This window comes from Streptomyces sp. NPDC006925, assembly GCF_042869575.1.
Classification (GTDB): Bacteria; Actinomycetota; Actinomycetes; order Streptomycetales; family Streptomycetaceae; genus Streptomyces.
This window is the reverse complement of sequence record NZ_JBIAGB010000001.1, coordinates 378958-385135: the sequence shown is the minus strand read 5'-3', so window position 1 is coordinate 385135 and position 6178 is coordinate 378958. Positions and strand designations below refer to the sequence as shown.

The 6178-nt window shown below is 73.4% G+C and carries 6 protein-coding genes; 2 read left to right on the top strand and 4 right to left on the bottom strand.

All coding sequences use genetic code 11. From position 1 onward, the window contains the following. Positions 1–1131: 1131 nt before the first annotated feature. Positions 1132–1713 carry a helix-turn-helix domain-containing protein gene (locus tag ACFYNS_RS01760; protein WP_360298261.1) on the top strand — a complete coding sequence of 194 codons (582 nt, stop codon included), beginning with the start codon at positions 1132–1134 and terminating at the stop codon, positions 1711–1713. On the opposite strand, the gene dhaM is transcribed toward ACFYNS_RS01760, so the two are convergent. The 4 genes from dhaM to ACFYNS_RS01740 form a co-directional block, all read right to left on the bottom strand. After that, positions 1698–2123: a dihydroxyacetone kinase phosphoryl donor subunit DhaM gene (gene dhaM, locus ACFYNS_RS01755; RefSeq protein WP_388600066.1), complete on the bottom strand. Its 426-nt coding sequence runs from the start codon at positions 2121–2123 to the stop codon at positions 1698–1700. The genes ACFYNS_RS01760 and dhaM overlap by 16 nt on opposite strands. Continuing rightward, positions 2116–2745: a dihydroxyacetone kinase subunit DhaL gene (gene dhaL / locus ACFYNS_RS01750; RefSeq protein ID WP_360298294.1), complete on the bottom strand. Its 630-nt coding sequence runs from the start codon at positions 2743–2745 to the stop codon at positions 2116–2118. The genes dhaM and dhaL overlap by 8 nt, the downstream gene beginning before the upstream one ends. Positions 2746–2990: 245 nt before the next feature. After that, positions 2991–3983, bottom strand: a complete 993-nt coding sequence (gene dhaK, locus ACFYNS_RS01745; RefSeq protein WP_360298263.1) for a dihydroxyacetone kinase subunit DhaK — start codon at positions 3981–3983, stop codon at positions 2991–2993. 473 nt (positions 3984–4456) lie between these two features. After that, on the bottom strand, positions 4457–5182 hold the full coding sequence (locus tag ACFYNS_RS01740) for a TetR/AcrR family transcriptional regulator (protein ID WP_360298266.1): 726 nt from the start codon (positions 5180–5182) through the stop codon (positions 4457–4459). 89 nt (positions 5183–5271) lie between these two features. Here ACFYNS_RS01740 and ACFYNS_RS01735 point away from each other — a divergent pair, with 89 nt between their 5' ends. Continuing rightward, positions 5272–6132 carry an SDR family oxidoreductase gene (locus ACFYNS_RS01735; RefSeq protein WP_388600062.1) on the top strand — a complete coding sequence of 287 codons (861 nt, stop codon included), beginning with the start codon at positions 5272–5274 and terminating at the stop codon, positions 6130–6132. Positions 6133–6178 lie beyond the last annotated feature (46 nt).

Sequence of the window (6178 nt, the reverse complement as noted above, 5' to 3'; positions counted from 1 at the left end):
CCCCCCCCCGCCCCGGCGGCGGGGGGGGGGGGGCGCGCCGCCCCCCCCCCCCGCCGCCGGCGCCGCCGCGCCCCCCCCCCCCCCCCCCCCCCCCCCCCCCCCCCCCCCCCCCCGCCGCTGTGTCGGTCATGGCCGTGTGCGAGCGTACGTGCAGCGCGGAGACGAGCAGGTGGCGAACCGCGGAGTGCTCGGGCGGGTCCAGTGACTGCACGCTCAGTTGGGCATCGGGGACCTCCTCGCCCACCCTGCGGAAGTCGGAGCCGAAGGCGGTCGTGTCACCGAGCACCTTCCGGCATTCGGCGTGTCCGGTGAGCACCCAGGAGTCGAGCTGCGCGTGCCAGTAGATCCTGCGGTGCTCGCGCAGCCGCCGGTAGGTGTCGTGCGGAGCGGCGATGACCTCAGGAGCCAGTGGGTCGTAGAGGGGGTCCCGCTGTGTGTGTGCTGCCGCTCCCGCCATGGCCAGCCTTTCTCGGATCCGATGGGAATGGTGTGAAAAGAGGTCGGCACTGTTCGCGGCCACGCGTGAATACGCGTGGCCGCGACAACTGGACTCATCAGTAGATGTAACGCATGGCGCTCTCCCTTCTGCGTGGGTTCGAGGGGGCCGCCGTCACAGCGCGCGGACGGCGAGCTTCCGGGCGCGACCGGCACGAAATCCGGCCTGGCAAAGTGCGGTCGAGGGGTGCGCTCCACCGACGAATGCGGGTGGTTGCGCTCCTGTAAATCGAACGCGGGGTTCGGGGCGGTGCCATGGATGCGAAAGGAATACCCACGTCCCACCTTCCCTGTTGCCCGCTGGGGGGCCTGAAGTCGGCCGTGGTCACCTTCCGACAGCCGGTGCGCTCGGCGCAAGAGGGTGGCGGGTTGGGAACGTCTACTTTTCCACCGGCGGAAAAGTGGACGTCACATTCCGGGGCGGTATGCCAGGTTCTGCGGGCGGCAGCGAATGCGGACGACCGGAGCGGGGCATCCGAAACGACGGCGGACGGCGGGAGCGACCCGGCCGTGCGGAATCCGGCGAATCAAACGACTTCGAAGGTGTAAACCAATGATGAAATCGTTGACCTGCTTCCCGGCGCGGTATCGCGCCGGTGACCGGTACCGGGGCATTCTCCGTTCCGGGCGCGCCCGGTGAGCGCCGCCACCGGGTTCGCGTTATTGGCGGCCATGACGGCGCTGGAGCGGGAGAACCCCGGCTCGCCGCTCCGGCTGGGGGCGATAGCCCGGCGCGCCGGACTCAGCGCCTCCCAGGCGAACAAGCTCCTCGCGCAGGCCGCGGAGCACGGACTGGTGCACCGCACCGGCTACGGGCGCTACGCGCTGGCGGGAACGGCGGCCTGCGCGGTGGCCGACGGCGCCGCGCACCGCGCCAGGACGGCGGTTGCGACCCGGCGTGCCGCCGAGAGTCGGTGGCCGCATGCCGTGGCCGCCGCTGCGGCGGCCTCCGTCGACCCGGGGCTGCGCACCGAACCGCCGGCCGGCCGCGGCCTCGACTGCGGTCCCCGGCCGGGGTCGGATCCCGCGAACGGACGGGATTTCCGCCGAAGAGCCGGTCCGGCCGCGCCCGGGGGCCCGGCTCGGCCCGGGGCCCTGACCGGGCCGGTGCCACCCGCCGAACCGGTGGCACCGCCCGTCGCCGCGTCCGGAACTGACGGGGGTGCGGACAGCGGACCGCCGCGCCCGTACCTGACCGCTGCTCAGAGCTTGCGGTAGGTGTAGGCCTCCTCGGCAGCCGATGCCACCGCAGCCAGGTCGCCGCCGCCCGCAGCCGTCACGACGGCGGCGACCGCACCCTCCACCAAGGGCGCGTCCACCAACCGCGCCGGATCCGGCAGTTCGTCGCCCTCGGCCAGCAGCGTCTTGACCGTCAGGACCGCGCTGCCCAGGTCGACCAGGAGCGCGACACCCGCACCCTCGTCCATCCGGTGCGCGGCCTCGACGATCAGTTCCTCGCTGGTGCCGAGCCCGCCGTCGGGCAGTCCGCCCGCACCGGCCACCCGGGCGTCCGGCACCCCCGCGAGCCCCGCGGCCAGCCGGGCCACCGAGTCGGCGACCTCCTTGCTGTGCGAGACCAGGACGATCCCTACCCGCTTGCTGCCGTCGGCCTCGGCCACGTCACTCACTCCCCGCGCTGTCGCTCTCCTGGGACCCTGCCGTCCCGCCTTCGGCCCCGTCCGCCACCGCCAGCGCCGCCACCAGCAGCGCCGCCGAGGTCGCACCGGGATCCCGGTGCCCGATGCTGCGCTCTCCCAGATAGCTGGCCCGGCCCTTGCGGGCCTGCAGCGGCACCGTCTCCTCCGCACCCCGCTCGGCCGCGTCGCGCGCGGCGCCGAAGTCCTCGCCGCCGCTGTCCGCCAGCGCCTCCGCGGCCGGGAGCAGCGCGTCGAGCATCGTCTTGTCACCCGCGGTGGCACCGCCCAACTGCGCCACCGCGTCGATCCCGGTGCGCAGCGCGTCGGCCAGCTCCGCGCCGCTGACCCGCTCCGCGCTGCCGAGCGCCTTGCCCGTACGGCGCAGCAGGGTGCCGTACAGCGGGCCCGAGGCGCCGCCCACCGTGGAGACCAGCTTCCTGCCCGCCGTCATCAGCACAGCCCCCGGCGTCGCGGGGACGTCCTCGGCCAGCTCCCCGCGCACCGCCTCGAAACCGCGGCGCATGTTGCCGCCGTGGTCGGCGTCGCCGATCGCCGAGTCCAGCTCCGTCAGCCGGTCCGCCTCACGTGCCACCGCGTCGGCGGTGGCCGTCATCCAACGGGCGACGAAGGCGGCGTCCAGCTTCCGGCCGCCCGTCCCGCCCTCGCCGGACCCGCCGGCCTCGTTCGTCACCTTGCCGCTCACTCCTGCTCCTTCACCGCTGTCCCGGTCGTGGTGCTGCTCGCTCCGGCAGGACCACCGCGTACGTCACCGTCGTGCGAGGCGTGCGGCACCGCAGTGCGTGCCGCACCGCTGCGCGGTCGTGCGGCCGTCCCGCCGCCCTCGCGTCGGGCGGGTCCTCAGGCGCCCCACCGCAGTCCGGCGGTCTGCACGGGTGCGTCCCACAGTCGCAGCAGCTCCTCGTCGGCCCGGCACAGGGTCACGGAGGCGCCCGCCATGTCCAGCGAGGTCACATAGTTGCCGACGAGGGTACGGGCGACCGGGATCCGCCGCTCGGCCAGGACCCGGTGCACCTCACCGCAGAACCCGTAGAGTTCCAGCAGCGGCGTCGCTCCCATCCCGTTGACCAGTGCGAGCACCGGCTCCTCGGGCCGCAGGTCCTCCAACACCGCGTCGACGGCGAAGTCCGCGATCTCCCCGGAGGTCATCATCGGGCGCCGCTCCCGGCCCGGTTCCCCGTGGATGCCGATCCCCAGTTCGAGTTCACCCGCGGGCAGCTCGAACATCGGACCGCCCTTGGACGGGGTGCTGCACGGGCTGAGGGCCACCCCGAAGCTCCGCGAGGAGTCGGCCACCTGGCGCGCGACTGCCTCCACCCGCTCCAGCGGCGCCCCCTCGGCGGCGAGCGCCCCCGCGATCTTCTCCACGAACAGCGTGGCGCCCGTACCCCGGCGTCCGGCCGTGTGCGTACTGTCGGACACCGCCACATCGTCCTCGACCAGCACCTTCCCGATGCGGACCCCTTCGTCCTCGGCCAGCTCGGCGGCCATGTCGAAGTTCAGTACGTCGCCGGTGTAGTTCTTGACGACGAAGAGCACGCCCTCCCCGCTGTCCACGGCAGCGGCCGCGGCGACCATCTGGTCGGGGACGGGAGAGGTGAAGATCTCGCCGGGGCATGCGGCATCCAGCATCCCGGGCCCCACGAATCCGCCGTGCAGCGGTTCGTGTCCCGAACCGCCACCGGAGACCAGCGCGACCTTCCCCGCCACGGGTGCGTCCCGTCGCACGACCACCCGCCGGTCCACATCCACGGCCAGCTCGGGGTGGGCGGCGGCCATCCCGCGCAGTGCGTCGGGAACCACGGACTCGGGAACGTTGATGAGCATCCTCATGTGTGCCTCCACGCGAGTTCGGCAGCTGTCGCTTGTGCGGGCTTCGTTGCTGGTGACAGCAGGTTGTGCGGGATCGGGGGCGTCCTGGTCCCGGCGCTTCGCGGCACCGCGGGGCGCGGGTTTCCGGGGCCGGCGCCGAATTGCCGGCGAGGCTCGTCTCGGCGTATCAGTCGAACCTCTGATCGGTAACGTCCATCCCGGACAGTCTCTCGCGTTGATCGCGGGTCGTCACGTACCTGATGCGGTCGTGATGCCCGGGGTCCGTGATGCCTCCGGGCGGCCGGTGGATTGCTGAGGCGGGCCCACGCCGCTTGGTGGGCGGCGACGCGACGGGACCGGAGCTTTTCGGGAGCCGGCCGCGGGGACAGGGTGAAGCCCGCACCGCGGCACCAGGTCGCACCCATCTGACACCACGTGGGGACCGGGACCCCCGTCAGGGGGACGACGCGGTCGTCCGCGCGCCGTCCCGGCGATCAGGCATGTGGCACGCCGCCGTCCGACGCCAGGCGGTCGAGCCATTCGTGCAGCAGGCGCTGTTCGGCGTCGCTCAGGGAGCCGGTGTCGTCGGGGAGCGCGGCCCGCAGCGCGCGGGCTGCCGGGGCGGGTCCGGACTCCCCGGCCGGGACGGTCGGTTCGGTGCGGGTGACGGCGCCGATCATGGACTCGCGCAGGACGGTCAGCAGCGCCGGGCTGCGGCACTCCGCGGGGGTGGAGTTCCAGGTGGTGACCGCGCCCTGACCGGTCGCCCGGATGATCTGGGCGGCGAGCTCCTCGTCGACCCGCAGCCATCCTCCGGCCGCCAGCCGGCGCACCCGCCCGCGGAGGATCTCCAGGCCCGCGTGATGGGCCGCGTCCGATCCCCGGCTGGTGGCCCTGTTCATCACCGCGAACAGTTCGGGGTGCGAGACGCCGAACTCCACCACCACGTCCCAGCCGCGGCGCAGCTCCTCCACCGGGTCCTCCGGTGCGGGGTCGAGCTGCGCGCGCTTGCGCTCCAGGAACTGCGTGTAACCGTGCTCGGCGACCGCCTCCAGCAGCCCCTCCTTGTCGCCGAAGAGGCGGTAGATCGCCGGAGGCTGCATCCCGGCTGCGGTGGCGACCGCACGGGTGCTCACCGCTTCGGGTCCGCCGCTCTCCAGTAGTTCGACGGCCGCCTCGACGATGCGGCGGCGGGGACTGGTGGAGGTGTCGTGGCGCATGAATCGATGGTATCGAAAACTTGCTTCCACTGTTAGTTCCGGTGTTATCGTTCTCGCGATTCCATCGGAAACATCGGGAGACCCCACTCGTGATCATCGTGACCGGAGCCACCGGAAAGCTCGGCCGCCGCACCGTCGAGCGCCTCCTGGAGCGCGTCCCCGCCGCCCGTGTCGGCGTCAGTGTCCGCGACCCGCGCAAGGCCCATGACCTCGCCGAACGGGGCGTCCGCGTCCGGCGGGGCGACTTCGACGACCCTGCCTCGCTCGCGCACGCCTTCGAGGGAGCCGAGCAGCTGCTCCTCGTCTCCCTCGACCGCGCGGGCGAGGAGTGCGTCACCGGCCACCGTGCCGCCATCGACGCCGCCGTGCAGACCGGCGTCGGCCGCCTCCTGTACACCAGTCAGATGGGCGCCGCCCACGACTCCCTCTTCCAGCCCTGCCGCGACCACGCTCGGACGGAAGACCTCCTGCGGGCCACCGGCCTGCCCTGGACCGCACTGCGCAACGGCTTCTACGCCGCCAGCGCCCTGCACTTCCTCGAACCCGCCCGGCACACCGGGGACATCGCCCTCCCCGTCGACGGCCCCGTCGCCTGGACCGGCCACGACGACCTCGCCGAGGCCGCCGCGGCGATCCTCTCCGACGAGGGCCGCTTCGAGGGTCCGACCCCGCCGCTCACCGGCCCTGCGGCCCTGGACTTCGCCGCCGTCGGCGAGATCGCGGCCCAGATCACCGGACGGGCCTTCAGCCGAACCCCCGTCCCCGACAGCGCCTTCCGCGAGCAGTCACGGGCGCACGGCGCCCCCGCGCCCGTCGCCGACCTGATGCTGAGCATCTTCGCGGCGGCGCGGGAAGACGAGTTCACCGCAGTCGACCCGACGCTGGCCGAACTGATCGGCCGGGAGCCCACCTCCTTCCGCACCCTGCTGGAGCATGCCTGGAGCGCATAGATCCGACGGGGCGCGCCCGCCGCGGCACGCCCCGGGTCCCCTGCCC

Excerpts from the sequence above, each read along its gene's own strand:
- ACFYNS_RS01740 (WP_360298266.1), bottom strand. The coding sequence starts at position 5,182 with ATGCGCCACGACACCTCCACCAGTCCCCGCCGCCGCATCGTCGAGGCG.
- dhaL (WP_360298294.1), bottom strand. The coding sequence starts at position 2,745 with ATGACGGCCACCGCCGACGCGGTGGCACGTGAGGCGGACCGGCTGACG.
- dhaK (WP_360298263.1), bottom strand. The coding sequence starts at position 3,983 with ATGAGGATGCTCATCAACGTTCCCGAGTCCGTGGTTCCCGACGCACTG.